The 21,558-nt window shown below is 48.6% G+C and carries 9 protein-coding genes; all 9 read right to left on the bottom strand.

Going from position 1 to position 21,558, the window contains the following annotated elements; translation table 11 throughout:
- Window positions 1-85: 85 nt before the first annotated feature.
- The 9 genes from FB479_RS24135 to lgrD all read right to left on the bottom strand — a co-directional run bounded on the left by FB479_RS24135 (window position 86) and on the right by lgrD (window position 21,489).
- Complete coding sequence (locus FB479_RS24135; RefSeq protein ID WP_142066971.1) at window positions 86-1,906, bottom strand: sensor histidine kinase; 1,821 nt, start codon at window positions 1,904-1,906, stop codon at window positions 86-88.
- Window positions 1,903-2,577: a response regulator transcription factor gene (locus tag FB479_RS24130; protein WP_106655324.1), complete on the bottom strand. Its 675-nt coding sequence runs from the start codon at window positions 2,575-2,577 to the stop codon at window positions 1,903-1,905. The genes FB479_RS24135 and FB479_RS24130 overlap by 4 nt, the downstream gene beginning before the upstream one ends.
- 289 nt (window positions 2,578-2,866) lie before the next feature.
- On the bottom strand, window positions 2,867-3,091 hold the full coding sequence (locus FB479_RS24125) for a hypothetical protein (RefSeq protein WP_106655323.1): 225 nt from the start codon (window positions 3,089-3,091) through the stop codon (window positions 2,867-2,869).
- A gap of 3 nt (window positions 3,092-3,094) precedes the next feature.
- Window positions 3,095-3,412, bottom strand: coding sequence for a heavy metal-binding domain-containing protein (locus FB479_RS24120; RefSeq protein ID WP_007729137.1), 318 nt, complete (start codon window positions 3,410-3,412; stop codon window positions 3,095-3,097).
- The gene (locus tag FB479_RS24115; RefSeq protein ID WP_142066970.1) at window positions 3,409-4,185 is read right to left on the bottom strand and encodes a CPBP family glutamic-type intramembrane protease; all 777 of its coding nucleotides are present in this window, start codon (window positions 4,183-4,185) and stop codon (window positions 3,409-3,411) included. The genes FB479_RS24120 and FB479_RS24115 overlap by 4 nt, the downstream gene beginning before the upstream one ends.
- 15 nt (window positions 4,186-4,200) lie before the next feature.
- Window positions 4,201-4,986: an ABC transporter permease gene (locus FB479_RS24110; RefSeq protein WP_142066969.1), complete on the bottom strand. Its 786-nt coding sequence runs from the start codon at window positions 4,984-4,986 to the stop codon at window positions 4,201-4,203.
- Window positions 4,986-5,903: an ABC transporter ATP-binding protein gene (locus FB479_RS24105; RefSeq protein WP_106655320.1), complete on the bottom strand. Its 918-nt coding sequence runs from the start codon at window positions 5,901-5,903 to the stop codon at window positions 4,986-4,988. The genes FB479_RS24110 and FB479_RS24105 overlap by 1 nt, the downstream gene beginning before the upstream one ends.
- Window positions 5,904-5,935: 32 nt before the next feature.
- The gene (locus FB479_RS24100; RefSeq protein ID WP_106655319.1) at window positions 5,936-6,130 is read right to left on the bottom strand and encodes a PLD nuclease N-terminal domain-containing protein; all 195 of its coding nucleotides are present in this window, start codon (window positions 6,128-6,130) and stop codon (window positions 5,936-5,938) included.
- 104 nt (window positions 6,131-6,234) lie between these two features.
- Complete coding sequence (gene lgrD / locus FB479_RS24095) at window positions 6,235-21,489, bottom strand: linear gramicidin non-ribosomal peptide synthetase LgrD (protein WP_142066968.1); 15,255 nt, start codon at window positions 21,487-21,489, stop codon at window positions 6,235-6,237.
- Window positions 21,490-21,558: the final 69 nt, after the last annotated feature.

Here is a 21,558-nt window from a genome sequence, read left to right as displayed (position 1 = left end):
AAGAGTAATCGTCGGAGATCAAGATTAGATGCAGATCAGTTGCAGATTGAGTAGAAATGCAATAAAAAAGTGCAGAACCGAGGTTCTACACTTTCTTTTTCTTCAATTCAAAATAGAATAAGACGCCTTCCTCCGTATTCATTGCTCCATAGAACGTCCCATGCAGTTCTAGTATCTGCTTGGAGATCGCAAGGCCCAATCCGGTTCCTCCGGTCGAACGGTTGCGGGAGTGCTCACCGCGGTAGAAACGATCCCATATCTTCTCCAACTGCTCGGCCGCAATTTGGACGCCTTTGTTTTCGATGCAAATCTTGACGGTATCCTCCCCTTCAACCGTCGAGATGACAATATCCTCTTGTTCCGGCGTGTAGCGTATGGCGTTTGTCAGGAAATTCACGATCACCTGCTCGATTCGATGCTGATTGGCGATGACTTCGACTGGGGCTAAACGGTAGTGCAACTGCAACTGCTTGCTGGCGAGGTCCGGTGCCAACTTTACGCAGATTTGCTCCAGTAGCACATCAATCCGGAACGAATCCATCTGCATTCTATACGTACCGGATTCATATTTTGCCAATTCCAGCATATCCGTAACCAGCAGGTTCATCTTCTTCACTTCATCTTCCATCGCAGCAAAATAATAGTCCCGCTTCGGGCTGTCCGCCTTATCCTTCAGAATGTAAAGGCAGCTTTCCATGACGCTGAGCGGAGTTCTCAGCTCATGCGACACGCCAGCGATAAATTCTTTACGCGTTTGCTCCAGCCGCTTTTCTTTCTCAATATCCTGCTCCAGCTGGACAATATGGGCATGCAGCATATCCGAAAGCCGATTAATATTCCGTGACAGGCTGCCGATCTCATCCTCTGTCTTGATCGGAATTTTTTCAGAGAAGTCCAGCTTGGCCATTTTTTGTGTCATGTCGTCCATGCGGAGCAAAGGAGCTGCTATTCTGCGGGAATAATAGAAGGAGGCGAGCAGAACGAGCAGCAAGGTACCCGCAATGATGTAGCCGTAATAACTTTTCATGACCTCCGCCGCTTCGTTTACGGGCTGTAGGGATGTCATGGCGAACAGATAGGCGGGCTTCCCTGTTTGATCGGTCACGCGCTCTACGAATATTTTGTACTCCATATCGTTCTCTTTGTAGTCCGTTATGGTGCTTGTTTGCTCCACAACATCTCCGTATAGAAGATCCGCTTGAAAAGCTTTCACCCGTTCAAGAAATAAGCGGTTCGTATAGCGGGATACATCCGCGCCTTGCGGTGTTCGGACCTGTGTGATGGTTCCGCTTATCAAAACGCTGGGATAACGCTCATGGTATTCGGTGCCACTCTTGAATCTCGGGACGACCTCATACTCTTTTTTGACGAGTTGCTGATTCTCCAGCTGATCTTCCTCTCTGAGATTGGAGACACTCCTCCCGATCCGCTGCGCAAACCATTGATTATCGATCATGATCCCTTCCATGGCAATCTGTTGTCCCACTTTAACATAAGTATCGAGGAAGGGGTTATCAGCGGTTACATCCCCCACATCCATGACCGTGTACAGCGGAACGACAATCGATTTACCAGAAAGAGCAGGGGTGTCTTCCGAGTACTCCAGACGGACCTCCATCTCGAAATCGTCCGAGTATTTCAAATGGCCTCTATCATCCAATCGAGCAAACCAGGCATTCGTCTTTTGATAAAACTCCTGTTCCTTCCTGACTTCATCCTGGGAAGCCCCGGCATGAGTCAACTCGTTTTGCCGATAGGATTGAAGGGCTTCCTTCACCTTTTCTACCTTTTGATGCACATAATACTGCTCGAAAAATACGGTTTGTCCGATAAAAATGCTTGCGATCACAAACAAGCATAATCCCGTCGTAAGTAAAAACAGCTTGAGTACAATGCTTGTTCTCATGGTCGGTCCTCGAATTTATAACCGGAACGAACAACTGTGACGATATGCTTCGCATGCTCTCCCAGCTTGGAACGCAAATTACGAATATGGCTGCTGAGCGTTCGATCCTCGCCGACAAAGTCGTATCCCCAGATTTTTGTAATGAGCTGTTCTCTGGTGAGGATGATGCCTTTGTTTTTCATCAAGTAAGCCAAAATTTCGAATTCCGTGTGCGTCAGGCTATAGTTGTTCCCCTCAATTGAAACGGTTCGGGACGGCAAGTGAATCGTAATCCCGCCGCCGGACAACATATCCCCCGGTTCGTGCATTTGCCGGTTTTCCAGCAACCGTTTGGCGCGTGCCAGCAGGATGGGAGGACTGCACGGTTTCACCACATAATCGTCCGCCCCGAGCTCGAATCCAAGCAACGTGTCATCCTCATCCGAACGAGCTGTTAACATCAGAATGGGGACGTTGGAAACTTTGCGAATGCGTCTGCATACTGACCACCCGTCCAATTCCGGAAGCATAATGTCCAGAATGATCAAATGCACTTCATGCTCTTGAAATAACGTCAGCGCTTGACTCCCGTCCCCCGCTTCCAGCACTTCGTATCCTTCGTCCATCAAGTATTCCTTCATAATCTCTCGCAAAACCTGCTGGTCTTCCACAATCAGTATCGTTTTCGCCATGCTAATGACCTCTCGTCCTCTATCTCTCCAAAAGATATTTTTTAGAATGTTATCATGACTTTGGGGTCATCACAATATGGGCAGCATAGCCAAAGGTCGTAGAGGACGCCACTTTCTAATCAGGCAACATGCCCGGATAATGCAACTTCATGGCTGGGTGCACAACAAAAGCCAAATCTTGTCATCTAACAAGATTTGGCTCGTTTCTACTAGAAATCTACTAGTTACAAATTTTCTACCAAATGATAGTACCGGCATGCCCTACGAGTTGGACAGTCATCCTGATCGCTTATTTTTCAACTTTGTAATAGCGATCCCCGGTCTTCGGATTGAAGTATACACGACGCTTTTCCTGCGTTACCGGATCGATCGTCACTTCATTCGTCGCCTCAAATCCGGGCGGGACGATTTCTCCGTGGTCTGCGTGAAGCCGTTTGTCCTTGAATTTAGAAATGACTAGCAAGGTGATGAAAAGCAAGATCTGAAACACAATGTAATAAAGGACATAAATCATTCATTACACCTTTTCAACGACCACTGCTGTACCGTATGCGACAACTTCACCCATATTTCCCATATTTCCCGAGTCGTAACGACACATGACCACAGCGTTAGCTCCCATGGCCGTTGCGTTTTTAATCATGCGGTCAAGCGCCTGTTTGCGCGCGTCCTCCAGGAGCACTGTGTATTCCTTGATTTCTCCGCCAACTACTGAACGGAGACCTGCCATGATGTCTCCCCCAATTCCGCGTGCTCGAACGATTAAGCCGAATGTCGTTCCTTTCACTTCAACGACACGATATCCTGGAATGTTTTCTGTTGTTACGACGATCATTTGCTTCTCCTACTTTCTATCGTTTTATTTTTGAAGATCACATGTAGAACGATGTCAGCGCTAAAATGACTAATGATCGCGGCTTCTAAACCGTATCGCCAATATAGGAACCCAAACAAGATGCCCAAGATACCGTTTAGCAACAACGTCCATACAGTGACCACGTTGCTTTTTCCGTACGTCATGTAGTTGGTTGGGAGATGGGATACAGCAAAAACAATGGCGGCGACACAGATGCCCAGCCAGTAGGAAATTCCCATCCATCCAATCTTCTGTGCCAAAAATACGACAACAGTCATAACCCCTAGACGCATGAGCACTTCTTCGCAAACCCCTCCGTAAAAAGACGAGAGAAAGCCGAAGAACCGTGATGAAATCGGTTCTTTACCCATTATTGTGGTCATGTGTCGTTGAAAGAAAGAACGGTCCACCCATTTTACTAAGAGGCCTACCGCGATACCTGAACCAATAGATACGGCCCAAAACGACCAGATGGAAAAAGGCAGCTCCGCTCCGGACCGCCAGTGATCGAGAATCCAGAGTCGAAGTCCAGTGGAAGGTATGAGCCATAAGCCTATAGCGGTTGCCAGAGCCAGAAATACACAACTCTGAATGATCATAATCGCAACCATGACGGAAATTGGCGGGATTTTCTTATTAGGATAGAAGGCGGCTTGCAGCTGTACTTGTTGGCGAATCGTGTTGGATTGAATCGGTATAGCGCATAGAGCGCACAGTACACTAACCAACCAGATCAGCCAAAAATGTTCCATTTCTACGCCTCCATTTTAGATTTCTGATCGTTCTAAAAAGTACCAGCCCATAAAGAAAAACACGATGTTGAGTGTAAAGACACCTGCGAGGCCAGGTAAACCTGTGATGAAGGCTTGCGACAGAGTTGAGTTTTCTTGAATAATCATCATCGCCGCATTTGACAATCCACCAGGAGATACCATATCCAAAAATTTACCGAGAAATTGTGGAACCGTGAAGATCAGGATATTGAATACCAGTGAGGCTCCACCGGCTCCAACAGCATTGCTAAAAAAGCTGGAGGCGCACAGTGTTGTTGTGACGACAAGGAATAGATTCGGTATGTACATCAACGTACCTATCCATACATGGGTCCAATCTAGTTTTCCGAAAAGGATCTCTGTATAGTAGGCGGTTATCCCCATCCCGATCAGCATGCTTGCAATTGTCAATGCGTAGTAGGTAATGGCTTTGGCGAGATAGTATTTGGCTCGACTGATGGGCTTGACGAATACCATGGATGCTACCCCAGAGGCTTTCTCTCCTGCAATGGATCCCATAACGATAAGGATTAGCACAAACGTGCCGAGTGAGCTGAATTTGCTAATCGCCGTCGAGAGTACTTCCGGAGCAGACGGGGTTGGAATTTTGATGACTGCCCCTTCCGGCAGTCCAGTGGAATTGGCCAAAATATCAGGGAGCATTTTCATCGTGATCGGCTGTGTAATCATTAAAGCAATAAACACAATCGGGACAATGAGAATCTTGTAGGTTCTGACCAATTCATTGAATTCTTTTCTGATCATCGGGTGGGAAGTCATCAGTTATTCACAACCTTTAAGAAAATATCTTCGAGGGTCGATGCGGACAAGCGATAATACGCCAGTGTCCCGCCAGATTCCAGAAGAACGTGAGGCAGGAGTGCCTTGGCTTTTTCCATGTCATTGGTAAGAATTTTGTAAACACCGCCGTCTAGGCTCCATTCCCTGATCCAGGTTAGCCCATTCAATACAACGGTTAAATCTATGTCCTGTTGATCAAGCTTGAACTCAATCATTGGCTCCACATGGTTTGCTCGCAGCTGATCCAAACTGGAAGACAGCACCACCGTACCGTCCTTGATGATGACGATATGGTCGGCGATTCTTTCGATGTCATCCAAAATGTGGGTCGACATGAAGACAGTCATATGTTGCTTCAGCTTTTCTATTAGCAATAAGACGTCATATCTGCCCATGGGGTCGAGCGCGGAAACTGGCTCGTCCAAGACGAGCAGCTTGGGGTTGTGGATGAGCGCCTGGGCAATCCCCAGACGCTGTTTCATCCCTCCGCTGTAACCGCTTATGGGGCGGTTCCTCGCCTCATTGATTCCGCATAACTCCAAGAGTTCATCTGTCCGCTGTGCGATTGTGTGCTTGTCCAATCCATAAAGTCTCCCCACCCAATGCATCCACTCTGTCGCTGTCATATAGTTGTAAAAGGCTGGGATTTGTGGGCAATACCCTACTTCACTTGTGACTTTATTGCGATCGGTCACGACGTCGTAGCCTACTACTCTCACTTTTCCTCCGGTCGGTGCAGCCAACCCGGTTAGGATGCGGATCGTCGTCGTTTTCCCGGCACCATTCCCCCCAAGAAAACCGACACAACCGATGCCGTCGACGGAAAAGGTTACGTTCTTTAACGCTTTATGGTCTTTATATTCCTTCGTGAGGCCTTCACATTCAATAACTCGCAAAGAATGTCAACCCTTTCCTCGGTTCTCTAGAGCTAGTCTTTTCTGCCTACAAAGAAATACACGATCGGACCCAAGGTGTTTATAAAGATAATGCCGAGAGCCCACGGCCATTTTTTTCCACCTGCAACTCGGTACGCTTCGCGTCTAGCCAAATCAATTAAAGCAATAACAGCTAGTATCAATTGAATAGCAATGATAGGTGCAAGAAGCTGAATATCGATTGGCATGGATAAAACCTCCAATTTTTATAGTTATTTTAAAGTTTATCATTATTTTGATAATTTTCCCACCCGCCGCCATGAAATGAGGTGACGGATGGGCTTTTATTTTTTTATTGTAAAGCTTGTTCCGGTAATTTTAGTTGGCCGCTTCTGATAAAGTAATCAAGGACTTTACCAAAAACTTCTTCGTCGATTTCCGCGCATTCAATGTCGTTTTGGCGCAGCAAACGAGTCGTTTTATTGCCTACATAGACGACACTTCCTCTGCTAGTGTGGCCGTCTGTGAATAGGTTGCCGAGTGGAGCGGCAGAATTGGCCTCGTTGCCTTTTTCTTTCGCATCTTCTTGCACCGCTTCAATCCACTCATCCATGGTGACTCGATCCAAAACAAATCCTCTGTTTTCAATCGCCGAAATCAGGTCTTCGTAATCGGTTGCGTTCGGGTTGAGCAAGTGGAAGTTTTCGCTCAAGCTCTGTTCGGTCATGGAGAGATGAACGATTCCTTTACTTGCAAAATCAACTGGCATCATGTCCAGATCGCCGCTCATGTCAGGAGCTTTGCCCAGATCTATAATCCCTGCCGCAATTCTCCACATCAGGTCGTCCTTCTGGCATGCTCCTGTTTCGCTGTCCCCAGTCATCCGTCCGCAACGGTATATCGCCGCTGGAATGCCGCGTTCGCGTGCGAGATTGACGAGATGCTCGGCTACCCACTTGCTCTGTGTATAACCGGAAGTAAGGACGCGACTGTTCTCTGGCATATCCTCTTCGCGGAAGGCCATGGATTCTTCCGTTTCTTCGGAGGCAAACGTGAAAATCGTTGAGACGAAATGCACTGGCTTGGTCTTTTTGGCTACAGCAAGGCGGAGGATTTCCTCAGTCCCTTTTACGTTTGCTTTCTTCAGAGCTGCGTACGGATAGACAAAGTTAACGAGAGCACCGTTGTGGTAGACCACATCCACTTTTTCAGCCAGCTCGGAAAACTGATCGTCGGACAGATTGAGTCGTGGCTGTGCCAAATCACCGATGACAGGAATGATCCGATGCGCCTCTTCCTCATTCCATAACTCGTACAGCTCTAATGTTTTGCGTAAGCGTGCCATTCCTTCCTCTTCGTCAGAAGCTCGAACGAGGCAGTAAATGTCAGCGTCTGTCATCTGTAGAAGGTCCCGCAACAAGAAAGCACCAAGGAAACCAGTGGCTCCTGTCAACAATGCCGCTTGGAACTGGCTTGGATCGCCCACGTACGGATGTTCAGGCTGAATCGCTGGATCGAGTACGACTTCATCCTTGAGATCCTTGGCGTCGATGTCATGGGAAACAGCAGAAAGACCGTGTTTGAGAATTTCCTCGATGGTCTTGGCCATACCCGCAATAGTCGGGGTCTCGAACAGGATTCGCAGCGGTACCTCAAGCTGTAGCTCTTCGCGAATCTTGAAAATAAGCTGGGTAGCGAGCAATGAGTGACCGCCAATCTCAAAGAAGTTGTCGTGCACTCCGATTTTGTCCATTTCCAGTACGGCGGCCCAGTGCGTATGCAACATGATCTCGACTGGCGTTTGCGGCGCCTGATATTCGACGCCTGATTCCGAGCGATCGTATTCCGGTTTCGGTAGCGCTTTGCGATCCAGTTTACCGTTTGGCGTCTTCGGCAAGCTCTCCAAGATCATAAAGTGTTGCGGGATCATATAGGCTGGAAGCTTGTCAGTCAGGAAGTGGTTCAGGTCATAAGATGTACTTGCGTGATTCTCTTCGAACACGATGTACGCTACCAGACGTTTGTCTCCTTCTCTGTCTTCACGAGCGATCAGCACGACTTCCTTGACATCAGGGTGGCGTCTCAGGACAGATTCGATTTCGCCCAATTCGATGCGATAGCCGCGGATTTTGACCTGGTAATCAACACGTCCCATAAACTGAAGATTCCCATCTGGCAAGTAGCGTACGAGATCTCCAGTCCGGTACATTCTCTCCCCTGGCCCACGGAACGGATTTTGCACAAAGCGTTCCATAGTCAGATCGGGGCGGTGGAGATAGCCACGCGCTAAGCCTGATCCACTGAGGTACAATTCTCCCGGCACCCCTACTGGAACTGGTTTTCGATGACTATCTAATACAAATACTTGCGTATTGAACTGCGGTCGTCCGATCAGTGGTTCGCTGATGGCTCCTTTTTTCACGATGGAGTGAGTCGAGTAAACGGTATCCTCTGTCGGTCCGTAGAGATTAAAGACTTTTTCTACGTTTTCAAAGGTATACAATTCCTGCGCAAGCTTGTTGGAAAGTGGTTCACCGCATAGGTTCATGACGCGCACCGACGCTGGAATCCCTTTCATACGCACAAGCTCCATCGCTGCTGACGGGACGGTATTGATCAGTGTCACCTGATTGGCTGCTGGCAAGGCTGGCAATTGTAGCGCATTTTCCGCCATGATCACTTTGCCACCCATGGTCAGTGTTGCGAACATTTCGTAGACAGACAAGTCAAAGCAGATTGACGTGGAGAACAGTACTCCGCTCATCTCCTCTGGTGTGAATGTGTCGTGTGCCCACGATAGGAAGTAGCTGACACTGCGATGTTCGAGTGCTACACCTTTTGGATTGCCTGTAGAACCTGACGTGTAGATGACATAGATCAAATTGTCGGAAGTCCCAAGCTTGGTCGGGTTTTCCTCGCTTTCGTCGGCAACTGCTTCCCAATCACGATCTAGGCAGATCACTTTGGCGTGGTGCTCAGGCAGAGTTGGCAGCAGATTTTCTTGCGTTAATAGGACTGGAACCTGTGAGTGCTCGATGATGTAGGCAATGCGGTCTGCCGGATAGCTTGGGTCGATTGGCACATAGGCCCCGCCCGCTTTCATAATGGCCAAAAGTCCAATCATCATCTCGGTTGTCCGCTGGGCGCATACTCCGACGAGCACTTCGGGTCCTACTCCTTGCTTGCGTAAATAATGAGCCAGCTGGTTCGCTTGTCTGTTCAACTCACTGTAGGTAGTCGTTTGCTCTCCTACAATTAGAGCGATGTTATCCGGGGCTTTCGCCACCATGTCCTCAATCATTTCATAAACGCATTTTTCTTTCGGGTATGGCGCTTCAGTACGATTCCATTCGGTAATGAGCCGTTGTTCCTCTTCCTCACGCATGAGCGGTAGCAAAGTGATTGACTGATCTGGGTTGGCAATGATTTCTTCCAGAAGCTTGTGGAAATGATCAACCATTCGAACGATCGTGCTGTGATCAAACAACGCCTTGTTGTACTCCAAGGTAGCCATGAGACCTTCAGATGTCTCCAACATCGTCACCGTCAAATCGAACTTCGAGGTGACGGTTTCCGCGCCGACGTCAAAGCTGCTGATCTGAATATCATCAACAGGATCTACCTGCATCGGGATGTTTTGCAGAATAAACATCACCTGGAATAGTGGCGAGTAGCTCATGCTACGCTCCAGCTGCAGTTCATCTAACAATTTTTCAAACGGAACGTCTTGGTGTGCATAAGCTCCCAGCGCTGTTTCACGAACGCGTGCAAGCAATTCGCGGAAGCTTGGTTGACCTGACATATCTGTTCGTAAAACGAGTGTATTGATGAAGTAACCGATCAACTGCTCCGTCTCTTGTTTATTGCGTCCCGCAATCGGAGTTCCGACAAGAATATCTTCTTGATTCGTATAGCGGTACAACAGAGTTTGGAAGGCCGCAATCAATGTCATGAAGAGTGTAGTCGTTTCTTTTCCACTCAGATTACGCAATCCTTCCAAGAGGTCGGCTCCAAACTGAATGGAGAGCTTCTCTCCTTCATATGTCTGTACAGGTGGGCGCGGTCGATCTGTTGGCAGTTGCAGTAATGGTTCGCTGCCCTTGAGTTTTTCTCTCCAGTACTCGAGCTGTCCCTCAAGAATCTCTCCACTTAACCATTCACGCTGCCAGACGGCAAAATCTGCATATTGGATCGGCAATTCCGTAAGTGGCGATGCCACTCCTTGACTAAACGCTTTGTAATTGGTCATTAATTCGCTCATCAATATTCCCATCGACCAACCGTCTGCAGCAATGTGGTGCATCACGAACAGGAACACAAAGTCATTTTCGTCGAGCTGAACCAGATTTGCACGGAGCAATGGACCTTTGGTCAGGTCAAATGGCTCGAGTGTGGCCTGCTCGGCAAGGCGTTTGACTTCTGCTTCCCGTTCAGCAGGGTCCATAGCCCGCAGATCGGTTTGGTTCATTACCCAATCGTCCTCTGGGTGAATCACTTGAACAGGTAGTCCGTCACGAACCTCAAAGCGAGTACGCAAGCTCTCGTGACGCTGTATGATGGCTTTCAAGCTTTCTTCCCACGCGAATATGTTGAGGTCTCCTTGGATACGTAGGAAGGATGGAATATTGTTGACTGAGCTTCCTTGCGTGAACTGCTCCAGGAACCACAAACGCTGCTGGGTAAATGACAATGGGAGCGGTTCTTTGCGAGATACTTTCACAATCGGTGGAGCCATCTTGATGGATGTTTGCTTGGTGAGCATAACCAGCTGTTCACTAAGCCCTTCGACTGTTGGGTATTCAAACAACGTACGAATTTGCAGCTCTACCCCAAAGATTTCCCGCAGGCGAGAAACTGTCTGCGTTGCGAGCAGGGAGTGTCCGCCTAATTCGAAAAAGTTGTCATGTACGCCCACTTTCTCTGTGGAGAGGATTTCGGTAAAGACGTTGGCGACCATTTCTTCCACGGGGGTACGTGGAGCGACATATACAGCTGAAAGCTGTCCCCAATCTGGCGTAGGTAATGCTTTTCTGTCAATTTTTCCGTTAACCGTCAGTCGAATTTCCGGTAGCCACATGAAATGCGACGGGATCATGTACTCTGGAAGTTTCTCTTTGAGCCAGAGCTTGATTTCGTCTATAGACGTCTCCTGCTCCATCGCATTGGTCAGATACGCTACCAATCGTTTGTCACCAGGTCTAGCTTCTCGCGCAATAACGACTGCTTCTTTGATTGCTTCATGTTGTCTCAATGCCTCTGCAATTTCGCCTAACTCGATACGGAATCCACGGATTTTCACCTGATCGTCGACACGACCGATGTAGTCCACGTTGCCATCTGGCAGATAACGAACGAGGTCGCCTGTTCGATAGAGTCGTTCTCCCGGTTGACCGAATGGATTCGAGATAAAACGCTCTGCTGTAAGCTCTGGACGATTCCAATAACCACGCGACAGACTCTCGCCACCAATGTACAGCTCTCCCGGAACACCGATAGGAACCGGCTGAAGATTTCGATCTAACACGTACAGCTTGGTATTCGGGAATGGACGACCAATAGTCGGGGCATTGTCAGCATCCGTTAAAAGTGCGATGACCGTACCAACTGTTGCTTCCGTCGGTCCGTAGCAGTTATAAAATTTTCGTCCTTTTGCATAGTGGGCAACCAGTTCACGGCTGCATGCATCTCCTCCCACCTCAAGGCAGACCAGATCCGGGTACTCTTCAACAGGTAATGACGCGAGTACCGAAGATGCCATGGATACCTTGGTGATGCGACGTTCACGAAGGGTGCGAACGAGGTCTGGGCCCGGTAACAGAGACTCACGATCTTCGATGACTAACGTTCCACCAGAGAGCAGAGCCTGCAGAATCTCAGAAATGGAAACGTCGAAGCCAAATGACGTAAATTGCAGGATACGGCTGGATTCGTTTATTTCGAAGTAATTCATGTAAGCCTGCACCATATTCATCACACTGCGATGCTCAACAGCTACCCCTTTCGGCAATCCAGTGGTACCGGATGTGTAGATGACATAGGCGAGATTGGTTGATACTACATCGGCTTGTGCGTTTTCTGCGGACATCTGCTCGTAGAACAATTCTTCATCCAGGCAGATGACCGTAGCTTTCGTTTTTGTGAATGGCTTTGCAAGTCTCGCTTGCGTCAGTACGACAGCTGCTTGTGAATCTTCCAGCATGAAAGCCATTCTTTCTTCGGGATGAGCTGGATCAACCGGTACATAGGCTGCTCCCGCTTTTAGCACACCAAGAATGCCAATAATCATTTCCATGGAGCGCTCCACGCAGATGGCAACAGTCGTATCAGGCTGCACGCCTTGAGCGAGAAGCAGATGCGCTAATTGGTTGGCTCTTTGGTTCAGCTCCGCATAAGTCAAGGCTTGTTGTTTATACTCAAGTGCAATATTTTCAGGAGTTTTCGCGACTTGTTGTTCAAATGCCTGATGGATGCAAAGATCGCGTGGATACTCCTTCTCCGTGCGATTCCAATCGATGAGTACCTGCTCGCGCTCGATATCGTCTATCAACGTCACGTCACTCATATGCATCTCCGGAGACTTGCTCATAGTGACCATGAGTTGGGTAATTTGGTTCAAGACCCGGTCGATCATCTCGTCATCAAAACGGTTTTGTTCATACTTGAGTTTGATTGCCACTTGCTTGCCTGGTGCTGCCACCAAGGTAAGTGGATAATTCGTTTGTTCGACAGCGGCTACGTCGTGAATTTCCAAAGAAACACTGGACGAGGCTGAATTGGACTCGTCTGTTTCTTGCCCTGCTGCTTGTACAGCCGGATAGTTCTCAAATACGAGTATTGATTCAAACAGGGCAGATCCACGCGGCAGTTCGCTCCATCCTTGGATGTCGAACAACGGTGTGTATTCATATTGGCGTATCTCTAACTGTCGGTGCTGCAAGTCTCTCAGCCAATCTAGCACGGTCGCGTTCGTCTGTAATGATATCCGAACAGGTAAGGTATTGATGAAGGAGCCTACGATCGTCTCAACATGGGAGAGGTCTGCCGGACGACCTGAGCCTGTCGCACCAAAAATGACTTCCTCTTCCCCGCTGTAGCTTCCCAGTATCCAGCCCCACGCCGCTTGTACCAAGGTATTCAGTGTTAACTGGTGTTCGCGTACGAATTTTTGCAAGTGCTCGCTTGTTTCGTCTGATAGGAGGATGCTCTTCTCTTCGTATTGCTTCGGTCCCGCGGTGACTACTGTTTTGCTCATTCCCAAGGTGGTTGGTTCGTGGAAGCCTTTTAGTTGGTTTACCCAGAATCGATTGGCTTCCTGCATATCCTGACGTTTCAACCAAGCAATGTACTGGGAAAACGGCTGAGGATGCCCAAGCTTAACTTCTTGCCCTTCGCTGATCGAGGCATAATAGGCAAACAGTTCATTCAGTACCAAAGGAACGCTCCAACCATCAAGTAAAACGTGATGGAAGCTCCAAACGAAGCGATAGCTTTCTTCTTCTGTTCGGAAGACAACCCATCGTGACAAAGGTGCATGTGTAATATCGAAGCTTCGTCTACGGTCTTCCTCTAGAAAAGCGGTAAACATCTCATCCTGTACATCCGAATGCAGATGCCGCCAATCTTCCTGACGGAGAGATACGTTTACCTCTTTGCGGACAATTTGGTGTGCTTGCTCCAAACCTTCCCAGACGAAGTACGTTCTTAGAATGGAATGGCGATCCATTACTTTTTGCCATGCTTGCTCGAATACCGGCACATTCAGGTTCTTGAAATGAATGGCAAATTGGACGACGTAATCCCCGCTGTCTTGTGCATATAAGGAGTGGAACAGCATCCCCTGTTGGAGCGGAGAAAGTGTATAGATATCCTCGATATTTCGGTCAGAACCGATGTGTTTGTCGATGCTCTTCTGATCCAATACAGCCAGAGGAAAATCGGATGGTGAGTAACCGCCAGCTTCCTCTGTCGCACAATGGGCAATAATCTCACGAAGCGCATCCATAAAGTCATTCGCGACTGCTGCAATCGTGCTCTCTAGATGCATCTTCTCACTGTATCGCCAAGTCACATGCAGTTGTTCCCCTGCAACGACACTATTTACGTCGATCAGGTGGTGTCGCCCCGCGTCCGGGCTAAGGTTGGAACCGCTGGACTCTGGTGCCCAGCCAAATAAGGAATCGCCATCGACAATCTGATCGATTTTGCCCATGTAGTTGAACAGCACTTGTGCTTGAATGCGGGAAATTTCATCGACAATATGCTGATCCGCATGGAGGTAACGAAGAACGCCGTAACCAAGCCCTTTGTTTGGGATCGCACGCAATTCTTCTTTGGTCGTCAAAAGTGCTTTCCCTACGGAGAATGTTTCGTCCCATTGAAGGTGCACCGGATACATGCTGGTGAACCAGCCGATGGTACGGGACAGATCGATTCTCTCTGACAATTCTTCACGGCCATGCCCTTCTACGTTTACGAACACAGATCGATTACCCGTCCACCGAGTAAGTGACTTCGCCAAAGCGGTTAGCAGGACGTCATTGATCTGCGTGCGGTATGCCTGCGGTACGTTTTGCAGTAATGCTTTGGTTTCTTCGCTGGTCAATGCAAAGCTGACGGACTTTGTCGTTGCTTCTGTATTCTCCCCATCATTTGTCACGTCCACAGGCAATTGTGCTGATTCGACGGAGGATTTGGTCATCCAGTATCTTTTTTCGTTTTCCAAAGCATCTGAATTCGCGTAGCGCTCCAGTTCATCCGCCCATTCTTTGTAGGATGTCGTTTTCGCTGGTAGTTTCACGTCTTGCCCTGCGGCAATTTGTTGGTAGGCGTTTTGCAAGTCCTCGAGAATGATGCGCCACGATACCCCGTCTATGACTAAGTGATGGGCTACGATTAACAGACGATTGGGTTGCTCTTGACCCAGATCGAAATAAATGGACTGAACCACATGCCCTTCAAACAAATTCAGACCTGACTGCGTCTCATCTGCAATCTTTTCGATGGCCTTGAATTGTTCATCTGGCGTAAGGTGGGACAGATTTTCAATCCGGAATGGAATTGTATCACTTGGCGCATCCATCTCTTGCTTCCAGCCAAGCTCTGTCTGTGTATAGCGCATGCGTAATGCATCGTGCTGCAGGAGTAAGTGCCCTACCGCTTGTTTCAGTGCTTCCTGATCAATGCCTGCCTGGATGGAGAGCAGCACGGATTGATTCCAGTGATGTCTGTTCTTCAGCGGAAGCTGGAAGAACCACTTCTGAATCGGCAAGAGTGGCAATTCGCCGATAATCGGACCTTGTTCAGCAAGGATCGCTTCTTTTTCCTCTACGACCTCTGCTAATTCAGCGATGGTTTGGTACTCGAATAATTGCTTCGGAGTGAGCCTTAGACCTGATTGATTGGCGCGTGACACAATCTGGATACTGAGAATCGAATCACCGCCCAGCTCGAAGAAATTATCGTGTATGCCAATTTGGTCAATACCGAGAACTTCTTTCCATATCGCGGCAAGGTGTTGCTCCTTCTCCGTAGTTGGTGAGACAAATTTTCCTTCCAACTCAGGACGATTGAAATCAGGTGCAGGCAAATTTTTACGATCTACCTTTCCGTTTGGTGTTAGCGGCAGATAATCTAACACGATGAAAAATGCAGGAACCATATAATCAGGCAGTATTTCCTTTAATGCTTTGCGAATGTCACTTGTGGCAATCTCCGTGTCCTCTTCTAAAACCAGGTAGGAAGCAAGACGCTTCGTTCCTTGATGATCCGTGCAGACAGTGACCACTGCTTCTTTTACCGCAGGGTGAGCGAGAATGGCTGTTTCTACTTCCCCCAGTTCGACGCGGAATCCGCGAATACTCGTCTGATCATCTGCACGACCGATGAACTCAATGTTGCTGTCCGCCAGATAGCGCACCAAGTCCCCTGTACGGTAGAGACGTGCTCCATCTATTTCACTAAAAGGATGAGTGACAAAGCGCTCTTGTGTCAGTTCGGGACGGTTCAGGTAGCCGCGCGCCAAGGAACTACCACCAATGTATAGCTCACCAGTGACTCCTACGGGGACAGGCTGCATACGCTCGTCGAGAATATAGACTTGCACGTTGTCAATAGGACGTCCAATGGATGGTGCAAAGCTTTGTCCTGCCCCTATCGGAACGATACCAGCTGTTGCAACGACTGCGTTTTCAGTTGGACCGTATTGGTTCACCAGGGTAAACGGCAGATGCGCACTAGGATAGTGATGGAGCTTGTCTCCTCCTGTCAGCATGTAACGAAGCTTGGTATGGCTCGGCCAATCCAGAGCCAGCAAGCTCTCTGTTAAAGGCGTCGGCAAAAAGCTGATCGTGATCTCAGAATGGATGAGCCAATCACGGAGTTTTTCCGGGACGAGACGGATTTCCTCTTCTGGCAAATAAAGTGTGGCTCCTTTTGTTAAATAAGGCCAAATTTCCCATACAGATGCGTCAAATGCCGTCCCGGAGATCTGCGATGCTCGATCTGCGGACGTAACATCATATACGCGCTGATGCCAAGAAATTAGATTGAGAAGCGCGGCGTGCTCGATCTCAACCCCTTTTGGCGTACCTGTCGAACCAGATGTGTAGATGACGTAAGCAAGCTGGTTCGTCGTAGTCAAGTTCGTTGGAGTTGTCGTACTTTCTTGGGCGATCGACTCCCAGTCTGCGTCCAGGCAAATCAATTGGCTCGTACCCGCAGGGAGTTTTTCAGCGAGTCTGGCTTGTGTAAGGACAATCGACATACCTGCATCCTGCATCATGAAGGCGAGACGATCCTTGGGATACGCTGGGTCCATTGGTACGTAAGCACCGCCAGCTTTCATGATAGCCAGTTGACCGATCAACATCTCGATTGAGCGCTCAACGCAGATCCCTACGAGATTTTCCTGACCGATTCCCTGTTTTTGCAGATAATGCGCCAGTTGATTCGCTTTGGCATTCAATTCCGCATAGGTAATGAATTGGTCACGCGTGAAAACAGCCGGCTGGTTGGGCATTTCATGAGCGACCTGCTCCACCAGTTCATGCACGCAATGATCCTTGGAGTAGGCAATTCTGGTGTTGTTCCATTCAGATACGACCTGCTGCTGCTCCGTTTCTCCCATCAGTTTTAGAGCGGTGATGGCTTGATTGGCGTTGGCAGAAACGGCTTTGAGTAGCTGGGAAAAGTGTTCGATCATTCGTTCTACTGTGTTCTGATGAAACAGAGATGTGTTGTACTCGAATGTAGCGGACAGACCGTCTGCCGTCTCTGCCATCGTCAAGGTGAGATCAAACTTGGTTGTCTCTACCTGTTGACTCCCTTTTGGTGGCAAAATGCGAATCCCGTCAAGTGCTTCTACCTGAACCGGAATATTTTGCAGAGCGAACATCACTTGGAACAATGGCGAGTAGCTGAGACTGCGCTCTAATTGCAGCTCGTCTACGAGCTTTTCAAAGGGTAGATCTTGATGGGAATAGGCTCCCAAGGCTGTTTCCCGCACACGGCTAAGTACCTCTCTGAAGCTAGGGTCGCCTGACAAATCTGTTCGCATCGCCAATGTGTTGATGAAAAATCCAATTAATCCTTCTGTCTCTTGGTGACTGCGTCCTGCTACAGGAGTACCAACGAGGATGTCGTCTTGTCCTGTATATCGATACAGAAATACTTGGAAGGCGGCGAGCAACGTCATAAACAATGTCGTACCTTCACGCTTGCTCAAGGAAAGCAGATTCGTCATCAATTCTTTGTCATACATCAGTGTGATGCTGTTTCCTTCATAGGACTGAACAGCTGGACGGGGACGATCTGTTGGCAAGGCGAGTAACGGTTCTGCTCCACCCAGCTTTGCACGCCAGTAGGACAGTTGTTTTTCCAATACGTCTCCTGTAAGCCATTCGCGTTGCCATGCCGCATAATCTGCGTATTGGATAGGCAGGTTGGTAAGTTGCGGTACTTCTGATTTGCTGAGTGCCTGATAGCAGGTAAACAATTCACTGAGTAAAACACCCGCTGACCAACCATCGGCGATGATATGGTGTACGTTCAGGAGGAAGATGAAATCCTGCTCTCCTGTTTGAATAATCATCGAACGCATGAGCGGGCCTGTGACGAGGTCAAATGGCTTGTTCGCATGTTCTTTGGTCAAGCGTTGTCCTTCTTCGTCTCGTCTATCATCTGGCAGCTCTCGTATATCCATTCGGCTTAGTTTCCAATCAACCTCTGGATGAATCACCTGAACGGCTTCCCCGTTGATGTCGGAGAACGTTGTACGCAAGCTCTCGTGACGGCAGATAATCATCTGCAAACTTTGCTCCAGCGCTTCAATGTTTAGCTCTCCTTGCAACCGAACGGCAGTTGGAATGTTGTAGAGCGCACTGTTTGGCATCAAGCGGTCAAAGAACCATAAGCGCTGTTGTGCAAAGGAAAGCGGTAAATGTCGATCACGTGAAACGGGTACGAGCGGAATGCTGGAGAGTCCAGATTTGTCCTCGTTCATGGATACAATCAGTTCGCTGAGTCTGTTGACTGTCGAATATTCGAATAAGGCACGGAGCGGTAAATCTACGCGAAACGCTTCTTTTAAGCGGGAGATGGTTTGCGTAGCCAAAAGAGAATGGCCTCCCAGCTCAAAGAAATCGTCGTAGCTACCAACTCGTTCTACCGAGAGAACCTGCGACCAGATGTTGGCTACCAGCTCCTCTGTAGGCGTACGGGGGGCAACATAATTGCGCTGCGTGGAAAATTGTCCCCAATCTGGTACTGGTAGTGCTCTTCGGTCTACTTTTCCATTAACCGTGAGCGGAATAGTCTCTAGCCATACAAAGCCTGCTGGGATCATGTATTCAGGCAACGATTCTTTCAGGAACAGAGCGAGCTCCTCGGCGGTTGGCTTGTCTCCCGTTGCTACCAGATAGGCGGCCAAGCGTTTGCCTCCCGCTTTTTCTTCACGGACGATGACCACAGCTTCATGTACGGCAGGATGCTGTCTGAGCGAATTCTCAATTTCACCCAATTCAATGCGGTAACCGCGAATTTTGACTTGATCATCCATACGTCCAAGGAATTCGAGGTTGCCGTCTTCTAGATAGCGAACAAGGTCGCCCGTCCGATAGAGTAGCTCTCCTTCTTTGCCGAACGGATGAGTGATAAAGCGCTCTTCTGTTTGTTCTTTACGATTCCAGTAGCCGCGAGCCAAGCCTTTTCCTCCGATATACAGTTCACCTGGTACGCCGATAGGTACGGGCTGCCTATTTGCATCCAGCACGTACATCGTCGCGTTGGCAATTGGCCGACCGATAGGCGGATTGCTCATTCCAGCCTCGCAACGCATCATAGTGGAGCAGACAGTTGCTTCCGTTGGACCGTAGCAGTTGAAGAACTGGCGATTCGCCGCATAGCGTGCCACAAGTTCACGGCTCGGAGCTTCTCCGCCTACAATCAAGGTGCTTAAGTCAGGCAGGTCAGCTTCAGGCAGTGCTGCCAGTACGGAAGAAACCATGGATACGGTGGTAATGCGTTGTTCTTGCAAAACTTGGATCAGCTCAGGGCCTGGCAAAAGGGACTCTCGATCCTCGATGACTAGCGTCGCACCAGCGAGTAAGGCCATCACAATCTCGGACACCGATACGTCGAAGCTAAACGAGGTAAATTGCAGAACACGACTGGTTGGCTGAATATCAAAAGCATGGATCAAGGCATGAGCCATGTTTATCACACTGTGGTGCTCTACCATTACCCCTTTTGGCTGTCCGGTTGAACCTGACGTATAGATTACGTAGGCAAGATTATGTTCTGTGACCTTGCAAGAAACGTTGGTGATAGGTTCATTCGTTACAGGATTGCTGTCTAAACAAATGACGTTTGCCTGTGTTGTTGGCAAGCTGTCCATGAGAGACTGCTGGGTCAGCAAAACATTTGTTTGCGAATCCTCGATCATATAGGCGATGCGTTCTTGCGGGTAAGCCGGGTCAATCGGTACGTAGGCAGCTCCCGATTTTAAAACGCCGAGAATACCAATGATCATCTCAGGGGAACGATGCACGCATATGCCGACGAGTGTATCCGGTTTTACGCCTTTACTTACGAGCTGATGGGCCAGTTGGTTTGCTCGCTCGTTTAGTTCCTTGTAGGTTAGCTCTGTGTTCTTATAGGTAATGGCAATCGCATCTGGTGATTTCTCCACTTGTTGTTCAAACGCTTGATGAACGCACAGGCCGCTCTGATATTCCTCCGCCGTCTGGTTCCACTGAACGAGTACCTGTTCACGTTCGTTTTCGCTGATCATAGAAAGGTCGGCAATCCGTTGCTTGGCGTTTTTGGCGATAGAGATCAGTAGTGAATGAAGCTGATCAAGAACTCGCTCAATTGATGGAAGCTCAAATTGACTTTCATCAAATTTGACTTTGATGTCGATTGTTTTGCCTGACGCCGCAACCAGCGTAAATGGATAATTGGTTTGCTCCTCGGAATGTACATCCACGATCGAAAGCTCACTCTCTCCACTACCGCCGCTAGCATTACCGACAGGAGTATTTTCAAAGACGAGAATGCTTTCAAACAGAGATTGTCCACGCGGCAAGTCGCTCCAGCCTTGGATTTCCACGAGTGGGGTATATTCATACTGGCGGAAGTCGGCTTGCTGTTGTTGCAGAGATTTGAGCCAATTGATTACGCTCTCCTCCCCTTTTACCTGCACGCGGACAGGGAGTGTATTAATAAACAGACCAATCATCGTCTCGACTCCAGGCAAATCGGCAGGACGTCCGGATACAGTGGCGCCGAAAATAATGTCGTCCTGTCCGCTGTAGCGATTCAACAGCAGTGCCCATGCGCCTTGCACAATCGTGTTGACCGTCAGGCGATGTTGACGAGCCAATGTCTGTAATGATTTGGAGATTGCTTCGGAAACGGTCAGATCTAGCTCCCGATAATTTTTCTGATCAAGGTACGGATTTTTGTAAGCGCGACCGAAGGAAAGTGGCGTGGTTTCCGTAAAGCCTTGTAGATACGTGCGCCAAAACGCCTCCGCTTGCTTCAAGTCCTGCTTTTTCAGCCAGACGATGTAGTCACGGTAAGATTTAACCGGAGGAAGTTGTACAGGCTGCCCTTTGCATAGCATGTTGTACGCCGCAAACACTTCCCCGAAAACTAGCGGCATACTCCATCCGTCTATCAGCACGTGGTGCAATGTCCACGAAAAATGAAAGGTATTACTACTCAAACGGAACAGATTTAATCTCATCAATGGCGCTTCTTCGATATTGAAACCACGTTTGCGATCATCTTTGGTAAAGGTTTGTAGAAACGCTTCTTGTTCGGAGGAGGAAAGATGAATAATGTCATGTTCCACCAGGGAAACCTTCAGCTCTTTCAAAACAACCTGGACGTATTCTTTTACTTTCCCGCCAATAAATCTGGTGCGAAAAATAGCGTGTCTGTCTACGAGGCATTGCCATGCCTGTTCGAATAACGGAATGTTCAAGGGACCTTGCAGCTTCAACCCCATCTGTACGATATAGGCTCCGGACTCTGGTTCCAACAAGCTGTGGAAAATGAGACCCTGCTGCAAAGGAGTAACGGGATAATACGTTTCAATGTTATTCATCTTCTCCTGCCCACTCCCATAAAAAATTTGCCATAGAGGCGCCGTGCTTGACGCCTCTATGCAGTTCGT

Source organism: Brevibacillus sp. AG162 (assembly GCF_006715575.1).
Taxonomy (GTDB): domain Bacteria; phylum Bacillota; class Bacilli; order Brevibacillales; family Brevibacillaceae; genus Brevibacillus; species Brevibacillus brevis.
This window is presented reverse-complemented; position numbering and strand designations above follow the sequence as displayed.

Bases quoted from the DNA above. Each gene is read 5' to 3' on its own strand.
- FB479_RS24130 (WP_106655324.1), bottom strand. From the start codon at position 2,577: ATGGCGAAAACGATACTGATTGTGGAAGACCAGCAGGTTTTGCGAGAG.
- FB479_RS24100 (WP_106655319.1), bottom strand. From the start codon at position 6,130: ATGCCAATCGATATTCAGCTTCTTGCACCTATCATTGCTATTCAATTG.
- FB479_RS24110 (WP_142066969.1), bottom strand. From the start codon at position 4,986: ATGACTTCCCACCCGATGATCAGAAAAGAATTCAATGAATTGGTCAGA.
- FB479_RS24120 (WP_007729137.1), bottom strand. From the start codon at position 3,412: ATGATCGTCGTAACAACAGAAAACATTCCAGGATATCGTGTCGTTGAA.
- FB479_RS24115 (WP_142066970.1), bottom strand. From the start codon at position 4,185: ATGGAACATTTTTGGCTGATCTGGTTGGTTAGTGTACTGTGCGCTCTA.
- lgrD (WP_142066968.1), bottom strand. From the start codon at position 21,489: ATGAATAACATTGAAACGTATTATCCCGTTACTCCTTTGCAGCAGGGT.
- FB479_RS24135 (WP_142066971.1), bottom strand. From the start codon at position 1,906: ATGAGAACAAGCATTGTACTCAAGCTGTTTTTACTTACGACGGGATTA.
- FB479_RS24125 (WP_106655323.1), bottom strand. From the start codon at position 3,091: ATGATTTATGTCCTTTATTACATTGTGTTTCAGATCTTGCTTTTCATC.